General features: G+C 51.3%; 13 protein-coding genes. 4 read left to right on the forward strand and 9 right to left on the reverse strand.

Annotated features, from left to right (window positions below):
• Positions 1–189 precede the first annotated feature (189 nt).
• The 4 genes from DESTI_RS07025 to DESTI_RS28545 form a co-directional block, all read right to left on the reverse strand.
• The gene (locus tag DESTI_RS07025; protein WP_014809271.1) at positions 190–1,011 is read right to left on the reverse strand and encodes a 4Fe-4S binding protein; all 822 of its coding nucleotides are present in this window, start codon (positions 1,009–1,011) and stop codon (positions 190–192) included.
• Positions 1,008–1,628 carry a 4Fe-4S dicluster domain-containing protein gene (locus tag DESTI_RS07030; protein ID WP_014809272.1) on the reverse strand — a complete coding sequence of 207 codons (621 nt, stop codon included), beginning with the start codon at positions 1,626–1,628 and terminating at the stop codon, positions 1,008–1,010. Before DESTI_RS07030 ends, DESTI_RS07025 begins: the two co-directional genes overlap by 4 nt.
• 69 nt (positions 1,629–1,697) lie before the next feature.
• Positions 1,698–1,922: a hypothetical protein gene (locus tag DESTI_RS07035; protein WP_014809273.1), complete on the reverse strand. Its 225-nt coding sequence runs from the start codon at positions 1,920–1,922 to the stop codon at positions 1,698–1,700.
• Between the two features lie 11 nt (positions 1,923–1,933).
• Positions 1,934–3,349, reverse strand: a complete 1,416-nt coding sequence (locus DESTI_RS28545; protein ID WP_014809274.1) for a reductive dehalogenase — start codon at positions 3,347–3,349, stop codon at positions 1,934–1,936.
• 259 nt (positions 3,350–3,608) lie between these two features.
• On the opposite strand from DESTI_RS28545, the gene DESTI_RS31200 reads away from it, so the two are divergent.
• Complete coding sequence (locus DESTI_RS31200) at positions 3,609–5,279, forward strand: sigma-54 interaction domain-containing protein (RefSeq protein ID WP_014809275.1); 1,671 nt, start codon at positions 3,609–3,611, stop codon at positions 5,277–5,279.
• Between the two features lie 309 nt (positions 5,280–5,588).
• On the opposite strand, the gene mutL is transcribed toward DESTI_RS31200, so the two are convergent.
• Positions 5,589–7,355, reverse strand: coding sequence for a DNA mismatch repair endonuclease MutL (gene mutL, locus DESTI_RS07050; RefSeq protein WP_014809276.1), 1,767 nt, complete (start codon positions 7,353–7,355; stop codon positions 5,589–5,591).
• A gap of 280 nt (positions 7,356–7,635) precedes the next feature.
• Positions 7,636–8,670 (reverse strand): Holliday junction branch migration DNA helicase RuvB, encoded by a 1,035-nt coding sequence (ruvB, locus tag DESTI_RS07060; protein ID WP_041286870.1) that lies wholly within the window; start codon positions 8,668–8,670, stop codon positions 7,636–7,638.
• A 608-nt stretch (positions 8,671–9,278) separates the two neighbouring features.
• On the opposite strand from ruvB, the gene DESTI_RS07065 reads away from it, so the two are divergent.
• Together DESTI_RS07065 and DESTI_RS07070 are read left to right on the forward strand one after the other, a co-directional pair.
• Positions 9,279–10,028 carry a YebC/PmpR family DNA-binding transcriptional regulator gene (locus DESTI_RS07065; protein WP_014809278.1) on the forward strand — a complete coding sequence of 250 codons (750 nt, stop codon included), beginning with the start codon at positions 9,279–9,281 and terminating at the stop codon, positions 10,026–10,028.
• Between the two features lie 63 nt (positions 10,029–10,091).
• On the forward strand, positions 10,092–10,613 hold the full coding sequence (locus tag DESTI_RS07070; RefSeq protein ID WP_014809279.1) for a PilZ domain-containing protein: 522 nt from the start codon (positions 10,092–10,094) through the stop codon (positions 10,611–10,613).
• Here DESTI_RS07070 and DESTI_RS07075 read toward each other — a convergent pair.
• Positions 10,600–11,151, reverse strand: coding sequence for a hypothetical protein (locus DESTI_RS07075; protein WP_014809280.1), 552 nt, complete (start codon positions 11,149–11,151; stop codon positions 10,600–10,602). The genes DESTI_RS07070 and DESTI_RS07075 overlap by 14 nt on opposite strands.
• Entirely contained in the window at positions 11,148–13,808 is a 2,661-nt protein-coding gene (locus DESTI_RS07080) for a M1 family metallopeptidase (RefSeq protein WP_014809281.1), read from the reverse strand. Before DESTI_RS07080 ends, DESTI_RS07075 begins: the two co-directional genes overlap by 4 nt.
• Positions 13,809–13,971: 163 nt before the next feature.
• Here DESTI_RS07080 and DESTI_RS07085 point away from each other — a divergent pair, with 163 nt between their 5' ends.
• Positions 13,972–14,658, forward strand: coding sequence for a thermonuclease family protein (locus tag DESTI_RS07085; protein ID WP_014809282.1), 687 nt, complete (start codon positions 13,972–13,974; stop codon positions 14,656–14,658).
• 1,053 nt (positions 14,659–15,711) lie between these two features.
• Here DESTI_RS07085 and DESTI_RS07100 read toward each other — a convergent pair.
• Positions 15,712–18,678 carry an AIR synthase-related protein gene (locus DESTI_RS07100; protein ID WP_014809284.1) on the reverse strand — a complete coding sequence of 989 codons (2,967 nt, stop codon included), beginning with the start codon at positions 18,676–18,678 and terminating at the stop codon, positions 15,712–15,714.
• Positions 18,679–18,789: the final 111 nt, after the last annotated feature.

Here is an 18,789-nt window from a genome sequence, read left to right on the forward strand (position 1 = left end):
CCTTTTCTAAAGGGGGATTCAGGGGGATTTTCAATGGCTTGAACAAAATCCCTTTATGCGCGCAACCGGGGAATTCGCGCCAAGAATGATACCGGTGAATGCATTGTTGCAAGCACGTTTCTTATTCCGGAACGGATCCTCACAGCGAACAACCGATTTATTGGGATTGAAACGGTATCACGGCAGGGTTTACTTGTCCGGTCGAGACAATACCTTTAAGTGAACGGCTTTTTGGCTGCAGTCTTGAAGACATTTGAGGCACTTGGAGCAGGCGAAACTATCGAAATCTCCGTTGGGGAGTCTAATTCCGAACTCACAATTCTTGACACACTTTCCACACATTCTGCAGCCTTCTAAATCAACGACAGGCTGGAGAGTGCGGTTAGCCTTTGCCAGTAAGCCTCGTATTAGCCCTGCCGGGCACGTGCATTTCCAGCCCAAGGCGAAGAACAATCCTGCGGCAAGCGGGACACTCAGAAAGATCAGCTCCCAACGCAGCCGAATATGGACCGCCAACTCGATCAGGTTGCGCGAGAGCACTCCTACAGGGCAAAATATGCTGTAAGCAGGAAAACTGAAAAAGGCTATCCCCAAAAGTAATCCTGCCGTCAGAGCCAGACCGTCACCCCACGAAAGCTCTATGGAGCCGTGTAACCGTTGGCGTAATTCACCTATTGCATTTCGGACTCTCTCCAATGGTCTTGGAAGAGACTTGGAGATAAGGGAATCAGCTTCATGGGCAGCAATTCTTGCCGGACACACCCATCCGCAGAAGGCTCGGCCCAGCAGCACCACCAAAGCTGTGGAGAGCACAAATCCGGGCAACATTCGGGTAACCACAGTCTTGGTGGAAAGGCAGCACTCTACGAATCCCATTGGACAAACTAACTTCAGAATCCCCAGATCTACGGCGCAGAAGGTAACCGGAAGTCCGGACCAGGCTGCTATCACTACCGCGATCGGCACTGCACGCTGCCAGTACCTCCTCATCTTGGCAAGGTCAGGTGTCATCGCAGATTCTCAATAGGTTCCAAGAACATGACCTTTTTGGGACAATAATGCACGCAGAGACCGCACCCCACGCACAACTCAGGGTTAATGTATGGCTTGAGACTTGAGTTCACGAGTTTAAGCCGCGTGGGAATGTCCCGTTCGCGCGTGAACGGTTTGCCTTCAGGATTTGGAAATAGCAAAGCACCTTCAATCGGGCAACGCTGGAAGCAAACCATGCAGTTCACGCACGGTTCGGGTTCGAGCCATACTCGACCGATCTTCAGCGTTGAAATCTCAACCGCCGGATCTAAGGCGCCACTTGGGCAGGACTCTGCGCACCGCAGGCATTTCTTATTCCACGCGACGCAGCCGCCGAAGACCGGGTTTATTACCGGCGTTGAGATGTTCTTGAAATCCAACGTAATATCCAACAAGCTAACAGCACGGGTGGGGCAAACCTCCACACATATCGAGCAGCGGATACAACGTGATGTGAAATCGGTCGGCGGTAGAGCCCTCGGAGGACGGACATAGCTGCCCGTACTGCTGGTAACGCTGAGTCCTCCAATGAGACCGACTGTCAGTCCGGCCTCCAAGGTGTAACGCAATAATTTGCGTCGCGTAATCGATTCCATTTTGTTTATTGGTCCGAATGGCTCTACCGGTGAAAATCCGTGGTCTTACGCGCCACAACGTTTTCGACCTCAGGCCTGGGAGGAACTGGTTTTCTTCTTGCCAATGAGCTTTACAGCCGGGCCTAGAACGAAAACGGCTACAGCCATAAATATGAAAACCATGCCGGCCCGGGGTTCATGCTCGTGATAACCGCCTATGGCCAGACTGAGCAACGCGACTACGGACACTGCCCAAGCCAGCCACAGAACCGCAGGCAAAAATAAGCGAGGGGTGATTTCAAGGTCGATACGCATTGCGATTCTCCTTATCCTTTCTTGGGATCAATGCCATAGCTGCTAAAGTTGGCCTCCCATATCTCCTTGTCGCTGCGGCGACGGCCATACCCGAAGGCATCGTCGAGACCCAACCAGATTCCGTCAGCCAAAGGCGCTTTGTCCACCATAAAATGCACCAGATCATGGCCCCATGACGGCCCTTTGGTAAAGGGGCACACAGCCACACAGTTGCTGCAACTAGAGCCATTTTCCAACCAGAAATGGAGGCACTTCTTTGTGTCGCTGTACCATTTCTTGACTCCATTAAGGCTGCACTCGTTAGGTCCTTCCCAGGCCTGCTCACCGGTCGGGATGGCTTTTGACGGGCACTCTCTTGCGCATTTCTTGCACGCAGCACAGAATTCCTCAACCCCGAATCGGATGGGCTTGTCAGAAATCAGCGGCATATTGGTTATGACTTTTGAGAGCCTGATGCTGGGACCGAACTGAGGGGTTATCAGCAAACCCATGCGTGAATTCTCGCCGAGCCCGGCCTCAATCGCCATGGGCACGCTGACCCCGGTGTCATTCTTGGACGGAATGGCCCAGTAGCCCAAACCTCGAATGAACTCTGCCAGGAAAATGGATCCGACGCCCATTCTGCCATAGCCGAGGTTGGTGGCTGCACTGCTCAAGAAGCTCGGGCTGGTCTGGACCATAAGGCGGTTCATCTCGTATGCCATCACCACGACCGATTTTGCGTCACTGGGGATAACCAACTCTCGTTCGTCACCCTGGGGCTTGGGAACATCCTTGATGACAATGTCCTTTGTCTTCGGTTCGCCGGGATCATAGGTATTTGTTTGGGTAGACGAGTAAATCCATGCCGGGTTGAAAGGGGCGATTCCCACCAGATCGGCGCCAAAAAGGCGAGCCACCACCTTGATTTGCTGGGTGAGGTTCTCGGGGTTTTTCTCATCGGGCGGCTTGTCCGTGATGAATTTCGGCATCTTGTACGAAGACCAACTTAGAATCCCTTCGTTTTCGTGACCTTCGCCGTGAGCACCAGTGCTAACGTTCCAGCTTGTGGAAGCAAAAGCCAGGGAGGCAGCGGAGCGAGCCTGAGCCTGGCCCACGGGCTCCAGTGCCTTTCCTGTCCGTCCTTCACCCAAATTTTTCGCCAGGTTTTTTTGGTAACCGACTTTGTACCAGGACTCGCCAAGTTCGCGAGAAACAACATTGAAGGCTATATTCCGGCTGGAAAAGCGCTGAAATTTGTTCTCATCGATTTGAATTCGAGAACCTTCGACCACCTGAAGTTTTTCTCGGTTCTTTTTGATTTGTTCTTCGGCCTGAGCCAATCCAATTATCGGACCAGCCGTCGCTGCTGCTCCAGCGCCGAAAAGGGTTGCCATTATCTTTCCAAAATCTCTCCTGCTGTGGCCCTTGGGGTCACCTGTGTCCATGGATATCCTCCAGTCGTCAGTCTCTCCGAATTGATCGGGTAAGCCTGTGTAGGACTATGCGAATTCAGAATTCTCGTGCTTTTTAGCAAGCAGCGGGCCAGGTTGTCTTCGAACCGTAAAGTCAACGAGATGTGTCAAAATGAGATCAACTGTTAGTATACCAAGTTTTCTATTTGACAATATTAGTCAAATATGACAATTGATTGTCGTATAGAGCAATTAATGCAAATCAGCCCACAGATTCTGTTAAGCAGTCAACATGGCTCAGTCCTCTCTAAAAGACGATTTCGATTTCTTCCGCCAGGCCGTCCACGCCATCTCCAGCACTCTTAATCTGGAACAGGCCATGGTTTCGATCTTTCATTTTCTCAAACGGCACTTCCCTTTGGAAGCTGTGAGCATGCATTCGTTGTCCCTCCGAATGAGCGCTCTGCACTTGCTCTTCCTCGTCATTAGAGGCCGATTTCATTACCTGGACGAACTCATTCCTCTAGGTGAAGGCGCAGTGAATTACCTGCAGAACCTGGAACGGGAAGTCAGGATCACCAGCAAACCCCACTCCGAGCAAACGGAGGTCTCAAAGCTACACAGCCTTGCTATAAGCCCGTATCTACCGCAAAAAGACCGAGCCTATCTAGTGGCATTGCTTTCCACGGAACAGGGCCCGGTTGGCCATCTCGCTCTCATTGGGTCTCGACCCGGGTGCTTCAACGCGGAACACGAGCGAAAGCTGGATATTCTCATACCTGTCTTGAGTCTGGCGATGATCAACCTGCAAAGCCATCGGGAAGTCACCGAACTTCAGAGGCGGTTGGAAATAGCAAATCTTGGTTTGGCCGCCGAGATGCGCCGTCTCAGCGAGACCCCTATGATTGGAGCCAGGCATGGACTTCGCAGAGTGATGGATGCCGTGGCTCAATTGGCAGGCAGGGATGTTCCAGTGTTGATTTTGGGTGAGACAGGCACAGGAAAAGAGCTTATCGCCAACGCTATACATCGGGTTTCATCGCGCCATGAAGCCCCTTACCTCAAGGTCAATTGTGGGGCTATCCCTGACACTCTTATTGACAGCGAATTGTTCGGTCACGAAAAGGGAGCATTTACTGGAGCTGTCACCGGCAGACCCGGACGTTTTGAGCAGGCTCATGGAGGGACACTGTTTCTGGATGAAGTGGGTGATATGCCCCCGCACGCTCAGACAAGATTCCTGAGGGTGCTCCAGGACGGCATTATCCAGCGCGTGGGAGGCTCCAGAGTGAGATCCGTGGACGTGCGTATAATTGCCGCTACCCATCGTAATCTCAAGGCCATGGTGGAGGCCGGAACTTTTCGCGAGGATCTTTATTATCGGCTCAACGTGTTTCCATTAGCAATACCGTCTCTGCGGGAAAGAAGTCAGGATATCCCAAGTTTGATTCATTATTACGTGGGCCGCATTTCCAGGCGACTGAGACTGTCCCAAACGCCCCAACTTGACGCTGAGTCTCTACCGAAGCTTTTGGCGTATTCGTGGCCTGGAAACGTGAGAGAACTGGAAAATCTGGTAGAACGCGCCTTGATCCTCAACCCTCAGGGGCCTCTGCGACTTCATACGCACTTGCCTCTTGAATCCGGCTCAAAGGCTGGCGAGCCTATGGTCGAAATGACACAGCCGCAGTTGGTAGTTTCCCACCCTCGGAAAAGTCCGGCCAATGGGGACAAAAGCCTTGCGCGAGAGTTCCTTTCCGATCCCACGGGGCCAAGCAACGATTCCTTGCCGACCCTCGATCAAGCGATGACCGATCACATTCTCCATGCTCTTCGTCAGTGTGGTGGCAAGATACACGGACCGAAAGGCGCCGCCGAAGTGTTGGGGGTCAATCCCAGCACCTTGCGCAAGCGCATGGACAAACTGGGCATCCCTTACGGTCGCAAAAGAGCATGTGGCTAAATCACGGTTGTTCGATTCAAATCTTTGCCGCCCATATGATATCCCTCTCCTCTGGGCAAGGCCACACATCATATAGTCAGTGCCAAAAATTCTGTCGTTTATCCCTCGTGTGAATTACAGGATATTGGTAGGGACCGGCGTCCCTGCCGGTCCATTCTATCGATATCATTGATCATATTGAAAATGTGCCGGCACGGACGCACGGCACCCATCAACATTCCTACTCTTCAATCGGTAACTAATTTTTATAGGAACTGCTGTAAGTCTCATCTTTGACGGTTAAGTAAAGGAGAAAGTGTCCGTCTAGGACTATTTCCTTCCCATCTTTTTCCGTATTTCACTCAAAGGATAGCGAACGGTCAGAGGTCGCCCATGCGGGCAGACATCAGCGGATGAGGACGCATCGAGACTCGCAAGGAGCGCTCGTATTTCAGACGGGTGCATCTCGGAGGGTTCTTTTACTGCGGCTTTGCAGGCTATATTCTTGAGCAGCTCTTCATTAAGGCGTGTAGGGTCGCCTCTCAAACCGGTATCCAGCATTACCTCGATCAGTGAGGCAAACAAATCCTCCACATCTGCCTCCCGGAACCACGGCGGCACTCCCTTTACGATGATTTCTTTGTCACCGAATTCTTCCACTGCAAAGCCGGTTCTTCGCAGCAGATTCACGTGAGCAATCAGAGCGCGGAATTCCACACGTGAATATTCCAGCACCTTGGGAATCAAGAGCCCCTGACACTCGGATGAGACACTTTCCCTTTCTATGGCCAGAAGCCTATCGAACAAAACCCGTTCGTGTGCAGCGTGATGATCCAGAATCACCAGCTCTTCCCTGGTGTGGAGCACCAGAAACGACCCGGGGAGTTGTCCGAGCACTCCCATTGACGCATACCTGCCCGGTTCTGCGTACGTGAGAGCAGCAGGTTCCGGTTCCGACGGTTTTGCCGGAGGTAACGGCACAGCTTCAAAACGGGACGGCACCAGTGTTTCTCGTTCCCGAGGGGGGTCTTCTTTGCGCTCGGGAATGGGAATGTAAGGGCGTTCGGGAATGATCGGCTCTCGAAAAATGGGCTGTGGATTGAACGGAGCACCCATAAGCGCCTCGTGCACGCCGTTCAGAATTGCGTCCGACACCACTTTGGGCTTCCGGAATCTCACCTCCGCTTTTTGCGGATGCACGTTCACGTCAACCTGCTCGGGCGGCATTTCCAGAAAGAGGATTGCGAGCGGATATCTCCCGCGTTCCATGAGATTGGAGAATGCTCGCATGACTGCAGAGTTCACCAATCTGTCACGAACCGATCTTCCGTTGACGAACGTGAAGACTGACCGCATGTTGGATTTGACGTAAGGTGGCTTGGCCACATGCCCGTGCACTCGAACGTCTTTGAAAGCGTAGTCGATTGCAACGAGATTATCGCGTACTTCTCTTGAATAGACCGTATGAACTCGCTCGATGGATGACTTCACAGGGGGCGCGTCCAGTTTCAACCTGCCATCCTGGGAATACGTGAACCCAAGATGGGGAAACGCAAGGGCAAATCTTGTAATCAGCTCGTCTATCAGATCGGATTCCCAGCGGTTCTCTTTCAGGAATTTGAGTCTGACTGGAACGTTATAGAAAAGGTTTGCCACTTCCACGAGCGTGCCGCGTCCGGACCCGATCCTTTCTGCTTTGCGCAAGACACCGCCTTCCACGAGCAGCTCTGTGCCGGGTTCGTCCGATTCGTCACACGTGATGAGTCTCAGTCTTGAAACCGACGCAATGCTGGCAAGAGCTTCTCCTCTGAACCCCATGGTGGCAATGGATATAAGGTCTTTTTCTGACGTGAGTTTGGATGTGGCATGCCTCTCCAGGGCAAGGAAGGCGTCGTCGTGACTCATGCCCGTACCGTTGTCCCGCACCCGAATCAGCTTCTTACCGCCTCGTTCGATGTCGACGCGAATGGCGGTGGATTTGGCGTCAATGGAATTCTCGACAAGCTCCTTCACCACGGAAAAGGGTCTATCGATGACTTCACCCGCAGCTATGCGATTGATTACTCCTTCGTCGAGAACTCGTATTCTGGTGGACACGCTCACGCTCCGGTTTCATGCAACAGCTTGACTGGCGTTCGCATACTTATAATAGTTGACATAATTTTCTGACTTTTTGAACACTCTGTCCTTTATAAGAGACGGTGGCGCCCGGCGTCCCTGCCGGGCAGAACCACCTGATTTATTTTGGTAAATGTGCCGGCACGGAGGCCGGCACCTACCAATTTTCGAGAAGCGCTTTTCGCAATCGGAGAAAAATTCTGACATTTGCTACAGGCTTGTGATCCGATCTTTCGGCAGGATTGTACAAATGCTCTTCTCAAGCTTCCGGATCGTCACGGAAGAGTGTTTCCTGGTTGTTGAACTGTCGTTTGTGTTTCAGGTGTTCGTACGCCCTTCTTGTTGCCACTCGGCCTCTCGGAGTCCGATCGACGAATCCTTCCTTCACCAGGTACGGCTCATACACGTCTTCCAGGGTGTCACGCTCTTCTCCCACTGCTGCGGCAAGGGTATCGATGCCGACCGGACCTCCATCGAATTTCAGGATGATGGTCTCGAGAAATTTTCTGTCCATCGCATCGAGTCCCACGTGGTCCACGTCGAGCATATCCAAAGATTTCATAGCAATATCTTTGGTAATTCTGCCGTCCCCCAAGACCTGAGCGAAATCCCTGACCCTTCTGGTGAGCCGGTTCGCAACGCGAGGGGTGGCTCTCGATCTGCTCGCAATTTCTCGAGCGCCCTGTTCTTCTATTTCCACATTCAAGATGAGAGCCGATCGCGAAACAATGGACGCGAGCTCTTCCACGGAGTAAAAATTCAGGTGGAACAATATGCCGAACCGGTCCCTCAGCGGATTTGTCAGGAGACCGCTCCTCGTCGTTGCTCCCACGAGTGTGAAAGGAGCGATATCGATCTTGATGCTCCGGGCACTCGGTCCCTGGCCGATGATGATGTCGAGCTTGAAATCCTCCATTGCCGGGTAGAGGATCTCTTCCACCACGGGTGAGAGCCTGTGGATTTCATCGATAAAGAGGACGTCCCGAGATTCGAGATTCGTCAGGATGGCGGCCAAATCGCCAGCCTTTTCGATTACCGGTCCGGACGTGGTGCGAATCTGGACCCCCATCTCCTGGGCTATAATATGGGCCAGCGTGGTTTTTCCCAATCCGGGCGGTCCGTGAAACAAAATGTGGTCGAGCGCTTCTTCCCTGTTGAGAGCCGCACGGATGAATACCGAAAGGTTTTCTTTGATCTTGGGCTGACCGACATAGTCCACCAGCGTGCGAGGTCGTAGGGTTCGATCCGTTTCAATGTCGCCATTTTCAGGTCGACCGTTGAGCAGACGATTCATTTTCTTTTCTTGATCTGAAGCCATATCTCTGATCTTCTGGTGAACCATTTCAGGAAACGCGGACGAATGGTTCAAGTGAGTGTCAGTGAGATATAACACATATCCTAAAAAATCGAAGATGTCATTTACTCGGCCCTGTCCTCCACCGAGGAAGACACAATTCCGTATCTGGTCAAAAAACCAATGCAAAGCTAAAGTCATTCGTGGGTAAAATCCCTCCTACCCCCCTTATAAAAGGGGGGTAAAGAAGCAGCGTACAATTCCCCCCTTATTAAAGGGGGGTTAGAGAGGATTTATGAAGTCGGAGGCTCCATGATCGGGAGAAAAGGTTTTCTCTACCCCTTATAACTGAATGGTTACAAACCAATCCTATTTGCATTTTCCAGTGGAAATCCGGTATAGTATAATTACGGAGTAGTTTGCTGGATCGTTACGGCGTGTAATAGTGCCATTCCACGCGGTTAGCGCTCATCCCCGTTTTGCGGGAGAACAAACTCTTGAGTGCAGGAGAAAGATATATTAAGAAATCGATACGGATCCGGTTTAACACTGGTCGGACGTCAACTCGGCAATTCAATAAGAGTAACGATATATCGGGAGGATAGTGTATGTCAGGTCACAATAAGTGGAGCACCATCAAGCACAAAAAGGGTGCCGCGGATGCAAAACGGGGAAAAATGTTCTCCAAGCTCATTAAAGAAATCACTATTGCGGCCCGCATGGGAGGCGGCGATCCCGAAGGCAATCCGCGGCTTCGGACGGCAGTCCTCGCGGCTCGTGGCGCAAATATGCCGAAGGACAACGTTGAACGTGCGATCAAGAGAGGAACCGGGGAGATTGAAGGCGCAAATTACGAGGAAATAAATTACGAGGGATACGGTCCGGGAGGAGTCGCGGTGTTGCTGGAAGCCCTGACGGACAACAAGAATCGCACGGTAGCGGAAATTCGGCATATTTTCGATAAGTACAACGGAAACCTCGGGGAGTCGGGCTGCGTGGCCTGGATGTTCGACAAAAAGGGAATCATTGAGGTCGGCGCACAGGGTCTCAGTGAAGACGAGGTCATGGAATTGGCATTGGAGCACGGTGCTCAGGATGTAAAACAGGATGGGGACGTTTTTGAGATAAGCTCAGACCCGGGCGACTTTGAAACAGTCCGCAAAGCGGTGGAAGAAAAAGGCTGGAAAATCGAGCTTGCCGAGATAACCATGATTCCCCAAAACACGATTAAACTCGAAGGTAAGAAAGCAGAGCAAATGCTCAAGATGATGGACGCCCTTGACGACCATGATGACCTGCAGAGGGTGTTCGCGAACTTCGACATTTCAGAGGAAGATATGCTCAAAGCTTCGGCCTAGGCCGCGGCCAGGGTAGGGCAGGCCTCCGGAGCGAAAGAATCGCTCTCCTCAAAGGAATCTACTATGGAACGAAAACGAGAAATTCAGGGAAAAGAGTTTATTCAGGACGTGCGTTCAGACATGTCTCGCGAAGATCTCATGAAGAAATACAAGTTGAGTTCAGTAGGATTCCAAAGCGTCCTGAGGAAGCTCGTGAAAGCCAGGCTTCTGTCCAAAGACGAAGTGCGCGGCCGTGGCTGGTCGTATAAAGCCGCATCGTCCGAAGACGAGCTGAGGAAGTACTCCAGGACAGAGGTAAAATTCCCTCTGGTGGTTTGTCCTGCGGATAATCCGCAGGAGAAGGGCTTCGTTCGGGACATATCTCCGCGCGGCTTATCCGTTGAAGGCGTGAACGCGTCCGTAGGCGAATCGAAAAAGCTCCGAGTCAGATCCAATGAACTCGCGGATTCAGGCACCTTTGAATTTCAGGTAAAGTGCAAGTGGATTGAGGAAAATGAATCTGATGACGAAAAGATAGCCGGATTTGAAATCACCAGTATTTCCACGGGTGCATTCAAAGAATTGGAAAAGATCAGGGAACGTTGAGCCTCATTCCCAGGGTGAGGAGCCTTATAAGATTTCGCAGTTCACGTAGATCTGCAGCTTCTATTGCCGAAATCCGGAATCCGGCCACAGGCCTTGCTTCAGGTCCTTCTTCACAAAACCACCTGCATTCGACGTGAACGGTAATTTCCGAAGCAATTTGCTCTTTTCTCGGCAGCAGGATCAATGTCTTCGCATCTCCGGGTTCCGACCTGATTCCGCACACCCGCATGCCTTTATCGCTGAGATCGAATACCCACCCTCGTGATTGCGGGTTATCCGCTTCCCGAACAGAAATGAGCGGGGCAAGCAGGTAGCGCGGCAATCCTCTCCTGAAATCCGTTTCTATGGTTTCATCGAGCATAATGGGCCGAACGTACACTTCTGCTCCACTCATCCGCTTTTCTTCAAGTATCCTGTAAAAAAGCGCTCTTAGCGATTTGGTGGAAAGCCGATACTTTTCCATTAGCTCCGAATCGATGAAACCGGAGCGCACATCCTGAACGAACTCAACAACAAGTGTTTCCGGAATTTCTGTCATTGGACTTCGCTCATGTATGCACTGGCTTGTCCATGAATAGTTGGGCTTACGGTTTCGGAAACCTCTGATACGATCCGGCGCAGTGCCGATTCAACGAGAATCCTCAGGTCGGGTTTCAGTTTCTTGACGTGCTGAAACACATTGAGGAGCCTGGAAGCGACGAAAGGGTTAAAAGCCGCAAATTCGATGATAACGTTCGTAATCCAATCGATTCCCACGTCTGTCCATATCATTTTCGTATTTGCCGCCATTGTCAAGAACAAAGCTCTACACCATGTAGGATTTGTGATGTTAAATGTAGGTCGCTTTTTCTCCTGTTCGATCATCTCAAATACATCTTCACGCGTACCTGATGCCACTATACGGAGATAATTGGCATATCCGCTAATATGCGGATGCCACGCCTGATATATGCTTTCCAAAATCTCTCGCCGTTGGGGAGCGGAACTGCGATTCAACACCGTGAGCGCGGACACTTTGTCCTGAGCGGTTGTAGCTTTTCGAAAATGGTCGAGGATTAAATCGTGACTCTCGGGGGAGTCGTCAACAGCCACTAAATCCAGAAGAACATGTTTTAGAATGCGTTCCTCGATGCCATCTTTGGGGGAGTGACGTTCCCCGTACGTGTCGACATCAAGGAAACTCTTTACCAGGTCCGGTTTGAATGACTTCGTTACTGAGGACATGAGCGACTGCCTAGCAGTCACGAGTTCGCGATACCATGCCGCATATTCCCTGTTCAAAGGCTGTTCGTCTATGCGGAGAAAAAATGCTTTCAGTCCCGGCGAAACAGAAGATTCTTGCAGGAGTTCCCCATACAGATGCAGCCAATCCGAATCAACCTTGGCATCGGGATCGTTGAGTAGCATAATTCGCTGTCGGTCCGTCAAACGTCTGACCGCCTCGACCCTGTTGAACAAATTGGGATCGATTCGAGCCTGAAGCCTCAGCCTGTCCGTGTTCACTTCCTGCTCTTTCAGTACGCCGTAAAAAGAATAGCTTCTGTTGAGCGAGGCAAATGCCGGTTCCTCGGGAAGATTCGGGAACATCAACGAGTCGGTCTGTTGCGAGAGCTCGAAGACTGTCTGGGTTCCGGAGATGTCCTGTCCATCCTTTCCCACAAGAGCAACTTCAATTGGGAGCTGAAAGTTGCCCGGCACAGAGGATTCCTGCTGAAAGCGAATGGTAAATGTCCGAGTATCCGGATCGTAGTGAGGAACCGCGGTAACCGTAGGATAACCGATGTGATAGAGCCAGTTTTCCTTGAATCGAGAAAGACTGCGGCCCGAGACCTCCTCGAAGCATGCGAAGAACTGATCGGTATTCGCGTTGGAATGCTTGTACAGATTGAAATATAATTCTTTGCCCCGATTGAACGCCTCTTTTCCAAGTATCATCCGCAACATGCGTATCACTTCTGCTGCTTTCACGTAGGTAACCGCATCGATAAGTTCGTCCGGATCGTTGAATCCTTCCCGGACTATTCGCCCTGCATAGCCCGCATCTTCCACTGCAAGCGGCCCAAGAAGCGGGTTTCGTATGGAGTCTATCTGCGTAAGCCTCACGAACACGGAATCGAATACGTCAGCCATGAACATTCGTTCCACATCAACGGTGTACGCTTCGTTCAGCCATACGTCGAAGGGTGTTTCCATGGTGGTTTCACTGCCGCACTGATTGTGCTCGAATTCATGAACGATGACCGCGTGAGCGTACATGAGCAACTGATCCAGCGTATGGTCGTCAATCAAAGCTGCATCCGTAACAATAGTGGTGTTGCCGACGTTCTCCATGCCTCCGAAATTGGATTTATTCATGGTGATCGTCCTGTACGTGTCACCGGTATATTCATAACCCTGAGTCTTCTCGACCCAGAGAACCGCCTGTTTCAGTATTTCCATAGGAATGACCGCATTCAGAGTTCTCCCTGGCGGCACGAGATATTCCAGCCCCACGGTTCGACCTGAACCGTACGTTACATGATCTGCGAGAGTGTCCCAGGTGCCCGCAGCAGCTATGAACAAGTAAGGAGCCATGGGCACGGGATTTTCATAGGTGATGATTTGTCTGGAAGGATCTCCTGGTTTCGGGACCGGTTTGCCTGTAGGATTATGTTTGCGGCTTACGTTTCCATTAGAAATCAGGTGCGTATATGCAGCGGACGCTTCCATGGTGGTGGTCATCGTGCATTTGGCTCGACAATCGTCGAATATGGGCATTATACGCTGAAAACCCCACTGTTGACACTGCGATATGTACTGCTGTGGTGCTCCGGGAGGGGTGGAATCTTTGTAGATCCCTTCCAGGATATGGTCGGAAGGTATACAGCGGGTCACAGTTCTAATCCGGAACCGTTCGCCCGCTTGGACCTGTTTGGGCAATTCCACTATGAGCTTATTTTGATCGCTATTATATTTGTATAACAGCGCCCGAGATGCATTACTGTCTTCCGATACTTCTGTCCATTCCACACTGACGATCGTTAATTCTTTCGCGTCCAGCTCAATGCTATTCAATGTGAAATGTGCGGTAAGATCCAGGCAATTTGTGGCCTCAATGTATTCATCCAGAAAGTTCAAATAGATGGTCAGATGGTTGAGCTGGACCGGCAACTCACCAAAATTTTCTTTTCTATACTTGAATGTGTCCTGAACCAAAATAGACCCTCCCTCCAGTCACGTATGCATCCACAGTATTTTTATCAGGCTAAAGACAGGGAATTCAAAAGTCAAGGAAGCTACAAACCTGTGGGCAGGATTTGATTTTTGTCCTGCCGTTATTACAATAAGATCAAATTGCTGCTGTCAGGAATGGTGCGATATGAAAAGATTATTACTGGTTGTATTATTATTCGGCCTCATGGGGATGTCCGACATGGCTCAACCGACAGAGATCTGGTGGGGAGAATTCGTACGGGCAATAGACGGAAATCTTATCGTAGCCAAACCCATTGGTTACAATCTTGAAGAGACTATCAGGCTTTCAGGAATCGATGCTCCCGAAATGGGAGAGCGACTCGGCAGAGAAGCCCAACAATTCATAACAGAAAAGCTGAAAGGCAAACAGATTGCCGTGGATACTCAGGTAGGGTCTCCCGATTTTTTCGGAAGAATTCTCGGCGTGGTTTATTATCTGCAGCCCGGAAAAGTCACTGCCGATGCGTTCAAAAATCTTAACGCTGAACTTCTCAGTGCCGGGCTCGCTTACTGGGACCAAATGAGATCTCCCATGAGCTATGCGTACGAAGAAGCACAAAACAACGCTCGTCTTGCAAGTAAAGGCATTTGGGGAACGCTTGACCGCTCCGACACCAGGCTGTCCTCAGCCGAGGAACCGGGGTGGTATGTGATCAAAGATTCGGGAGGAAACTATGACATCATGAGTTTTGAGCAATTGCCCAAAGTTGTCTCAGGACCGTTTGAATCAAGAGAAGCCGCGGATAACGCAAGGCTTGCAGCCAGTGAGGACCGCAATCGATTGCAGGCAGGTGCTGAACCACCACAATAGTAGAATTTTGAGTTGCTGGAACTGATTTATAGCGATTGCAAAAAATTCTGACGTTTATCCAATGTTACAATACGAGATATTGGTGGGACCGGCTTGCGTCCCGAGACTGTCTCAAAATTCTCGAATGCACAACAATCGTGCCACGATTCATCATCCTTGTAGGGGCAGGTCTCGTGCCTGCCCTCCCGCAATGACCGGCACGGAGGCCGGTCACTACCGGGCACCCACGAGGGGCGCCCCTACAATCAGGTCGGGAAGATGATGGAAAATTCGTGCCACGATGTGAGGTAAATTGGGACTTTTGAGACAGTCTCTCGGTAACACGGACCTACAGGGCAGGTTCGTGGTCATCCAAGGTTGACATGGGCCGAATACAGGGGTGCCACCGACCTGCGGAGCAGGTCAGTGGAGTTACACTGCAAAATGAAATTTAATCAACTGGTAACACGTCCCGAGCGGCAACTCTTGCGCAAAACGGTTCTAATCGAAAATCAGTGGATCTGCAAATTTGATTTTGTAAAAGAGTTCGATTCAACGAAACCCACTCCGTGAAGTCGTCTTCTGGCCAGCCCTCGATTGTGGGGCATGATCGAATGTCCTCTTTCTCCTTTTCAAACATGAGATCGTCCACAAACTGATGCTCAAAGTCGCGGTTTCTCATGCAAACTTCTCCTTTAATTTCGCTCTCTCTTAATAGGATGCGAAAATCGGAGAGGAGATTCTCGGCTTTATTGAAGAGTGCTGGAAGATTTCGGGAAGAGACTCGGCGAAACGATTCTTACGATAAGGCTCCGTCCCAGAAACGCTGAAGAAGAATGTTCAGTCAGTGCCAAAAATTCTGTCGTTTATCCAGCGTGTGAACTACAGGATATTGGTAGGGACCGGCGTCCCTGCCGGTCCATCATAGCGATATCATTTATTAATATTGAAGATGTGCCGGCACGGAGGCCGACACCCACCAATACCCTTTTTCTGAATCAAGTCATTTAGCTATGGCAATTACTGTAACGCCTACGGGTATTCCGGGGTTTCCTTCTTTCATCGCAAATCGTATCAAGTCCCCAGAGGAGATTGCCATGCTTTCTTGAGCTGATGGATATCAGCATCTATCACCGCATTATCTGTAAAGCCTTCTATTCTCAGCTTTTGCTCTGCAGTGACTTCACCGATGAGGCCAAGCGGAAAACCGCGCAGAGCCTTCTCAAAATCCGGTTTCCGTTCCGAACGGACACTTATGAGAAACCTGCACTGAGATTCCGAAAAAAGCGCAACATCAGCACGGCTTACGTTTTCCACAGGTACATATTTCAGGGAAACGGATGCTCCTAAACCGCCTGAAAAAGCGCTCTCCGCGAGGGCAACTCCAAGACCTCCGTCAGAAAGATCATGGCAGGATGCGACAAGTCCGTCTCTCATTGCAGCATGGAGTGCACGGTACATCCGAATCGCAGATTCAGGCGAATGTACCTTGGGCACTTTGTTCCCGATTATTCCTTGAGACGCGAAATACTCCGAACCGCCAGTTTCATCCCGCGTCATTCCCAGCACATACACGCAATCTCCTGCCGATTTGAAATCTGGAGTTACGGCCTGACGCACGTCGGGAACGATTCCGACAGCAGTGAACAACACAGTCGGAGGTATGGAAATCTTCGTATTCCCTATGCTGTAATCGTTCTTCATACTGTCTTTGCCGGAAATGCAGGGAATCCCGTATTCGGTTGTTATATCGTACAGCGCCTGGTTGGCCCGCACGAGTTGGGCCAGCTTGTATTCGCCATCAGGAGTTTTTTCCGATCGGACCGGATCGCACCAGCAAAAATTGTCGAGACCGGCCATATGGTCAGGATCTGCGCCCACGGACACAATATTGCGTACTGCTTCATCGATCACTGCAGCCATCATCCAATAGGTATCGAGGTCCGAGTAACGCGGCGCGATGCCGCATCCCACAGCCACTCCTCGGAATCTGTCTAAAACCGGCCGTTGAACCGCGGCATCTCCGGGGCCGTCATTGGAAATTCCCACGAGAGGTTTTACGACCGTCCCGCTTTGCACTTCATGGTCGTACTGCCGAATGAGCCGTTCCTTCGAACAGATATTCCAGCGGCTCATGAGTCCTATCAGAGTGGGTGTGAGATCTGCCGGACAGGCGACATCGGGCTCCGGATATTCCGGGGCCTTCCAGGAAGCACTGAGCTTCATCGGGGGCAATCCGTCGTGCAGGAAATCCAGAGGCAAGAGCACCGCAATCCTGCCTTCCCATAAAACCTGAAAGAATCCGTCATTCGTGAACTCGCCAAGATCGGTGGCTTCCACATCGAGTTCTTCGGCAAGGGCAAGGAAGGTATCGAGATTTTCGGGGGGGACGGCTACGGTCATGCGCTCCTGAGCTTCAGACAGCAGTATTTCCCATGGCTGGAGTCCCGGATATTTGAGAGGAGCACGGTCGAGATGCATTTTAGCTCCGCCTGCTTCCCGAGCCATTTCTCCGACGGAGGAGGAGAGGCCCCCCGCACCGTTGTCCGTGATCGACGTGTAAAGGTCCATATCCCGTGCCATGAGCAAGAAATCCGTCATTCTCTTCTGCGTGATGGGATCGCCGATTTGCACTGCACTGACAGGGGAGCCCTCATGGAGCTCCTCGGACGAGAACGTCGCTCCATGGATGCCGTCCTTACCGATGCGTCCGCCGGTCATAATAATGTGATCCCCTGGATTGGCACGTTTCACGTGAGCAGGCTTGCCGTTTATCTTCGCGGGCATGATCCCCCCGGTACCGCAGTACACGAGAGGTTTACCGAGATAGCGTTCGTCGAACACCACTGCTCCGTTGACGGTGGGAATACCGCTTTTGTTGCCGCCGTGCTCCACTCCTTCCCGCACACCCTCAAAAACTCGTCGAGGATGCAACAGCCTGGGGGGGATAGTTCCTTTGTAGTCAGGAGGGGCAAAGCAGAACACATCCGTGTTGAAGATCAATCGTGCACCGAGGCCGGTACCGAAGGGGTCCCGGTTCACGCCCACGATTCCGGTCAGAGCCCCACCGTAAGGATCGAGCGCTGACGGTGAATTGTGTGTTTCTACCTTGACCACCAGGTTCCAGTCATCGTCGAACCGAATCACACCGGCATTGTCCTTGAACACTGAAAGGCAGAAGTCCCGTTCTCCGAGACGTTTCCGGATCTCTTCCGTAGATCCCTGGATATACGTGCGGAAAAGGCTGTTTATTTCTCTGGTGTTTCCTGAATCCGTGTATTCGATAACAGCGTTGAATATTTTGTGTTTGCAGTGCTCGGACCAGGTCTGAGCGAGAACTTCCAGTTCACAGTCTGTGACCTCTTCCCCAAGCCCTACGCTTTTTCGCCGAGACAGGAATTCCGTATTTCGGTAATAGTCCCTGATGGTCTGCATCTCTTCCAGGCTAAGCGCGAGGACACCTTCCCGGCTGATGCGGATTAACTCGTCATCGTCCACATTCAGGTCAAGAGAGCGTACCACTGCTTCGGATCGAGAGGTGACCTTCGGTACCGTGATGCTCGCGCGGTTGTCTGCGGGACCGTAAACCGTTCTGGTTTGGATCAGGTCGTTCGCGAGGAGATCCCGTGCGATTCTCTCCACATCGTCGCGGTTGAGGCCGCATCTGATGAAGTAGAGCTTCCGCGTGTACAGGCCTTCTCCAGGCTGGAATTTGACATCTAAAGTTCGCTGGACCGCTTCTCGAGCTGTTCTTGCCACATTGTCCGTAACCCCCGGCCTGAATCCCACTTCGATGAGCCAGTCGAAAGGTATCTGCAATGGTTCGTCAATAACGGCATCCTGAATGACAGGATCGCGAAAGACTTCTTCCACAAGGGTTTGCAGATCGTCTCTGGAAAAATCCTTGTCTATGATGAATTCGTCGGCAACTCTCAGATCTTCAATCTGAAGACCAAGGTCTGAAGCTATTCGGGACTTTGTCCGACGACCTGCCGGGTCCGGTAGATTCGATTTGAGGCAAACTTCTATTCTATGAGGCATGAGCGACATTTCCTAATGGTTCTATGGAATGCGGTCCACATTTCTCTGAGCAGACCGACTAGAGATTAATGCAAGTCGGAGACGAGTCCGTCTTGAATTAAGAGAGAAGCA

It is taken from the genome of Desulfomonile tiedjei DSM 6799, assembly GCF_000266945.1.
In the GTDB taxonomy this organism is placed as follows: domain Bacteria; phylum Desulfobacterota; class Desulfomonilia; order Desulfomonilales; family Desulfomonilaceae; genus Desulfomonile; species Desulfomonile tiedjei.

Bases quoted from the DNA above. Each gene is read 5' to 3' on its own strand.
- DESTI_RS07070 (WP_014809279.1), top strand. From the start codon at position 10,092: ATGGAACGAAAACGAGAAATTCAGGGAAAAGAGTTTATTCAGGACGTG.
- DESTI_RS28545 (WP_014809274.1), bottom strand. From the start codon at position 3,349: ATGGACACAGGTGACCCCAAGGGCCACAGCAGGAGAGATTTTGGAAAG.
- DESTI_RS07075 (WP_014809280.1), bottom strand. From the start codon at position 11,151: ATGACAGAAATTCCGGAAACACTTGTTGTTGAGTTCGTTCAGGATGTG.
- DESTI_RS07030 (WP_014809272.1), bottom strand. From the start codon at position 1,628: ATGGAATCGATTACGCGACGCAAATTATTGCGTTACACCTTGGAGGCC.
- DESTI_RS07100 (WP_014809284.1), bottom strand. From the start codon at position 18,678: ATGCCTCATAGAATAGAAGTTTGCCTCAAATCGAATCTACCGGACCCG.
- DESTI_RS07065 (WP_014809278.1), top strand. From the start codon at position 9,279: ATGTCAGGTCACAATAAGTGGAGCACCATCAAGCACAAAAAGGGTGCC.
- DESTI_RS31200 (WP_014809275.1), top strand. From the start codon at position 3,609: ATGGCTCAGTCCTCTCTAAAAGACGATTTCGATTTCTTCCGCCAGGCC.
- DESTI_RS07035 (WP_014809273.1), bottom strand. From the start codon at position 1,922: ATGCGTATCGACCTTGAAATCACCCCTCGCTTATTTTTGCCTGCGGTT.
- DESTI_RS07085 (WP_014809282.1), top strand. From the start codon at position 13,972: ATGAAAAGATTATTACTGGTTGTATTATTATTCGGCCTCATGGGGATG.
- DESTI_RS07025 (WP_014809271.1), bottom strand. From the start codon at position 1,011: ATGACACCTGACCTTGCCAAGATGAGGAGGTACTGGCAGCGTGCAGTG.
- ruvB (WP_041286870.1), bottom strand. From the start codon at position 8,670: ATGAATCGTCTGCTCAACGGTCGACCTGAAAATGGCGACATTGAAACG.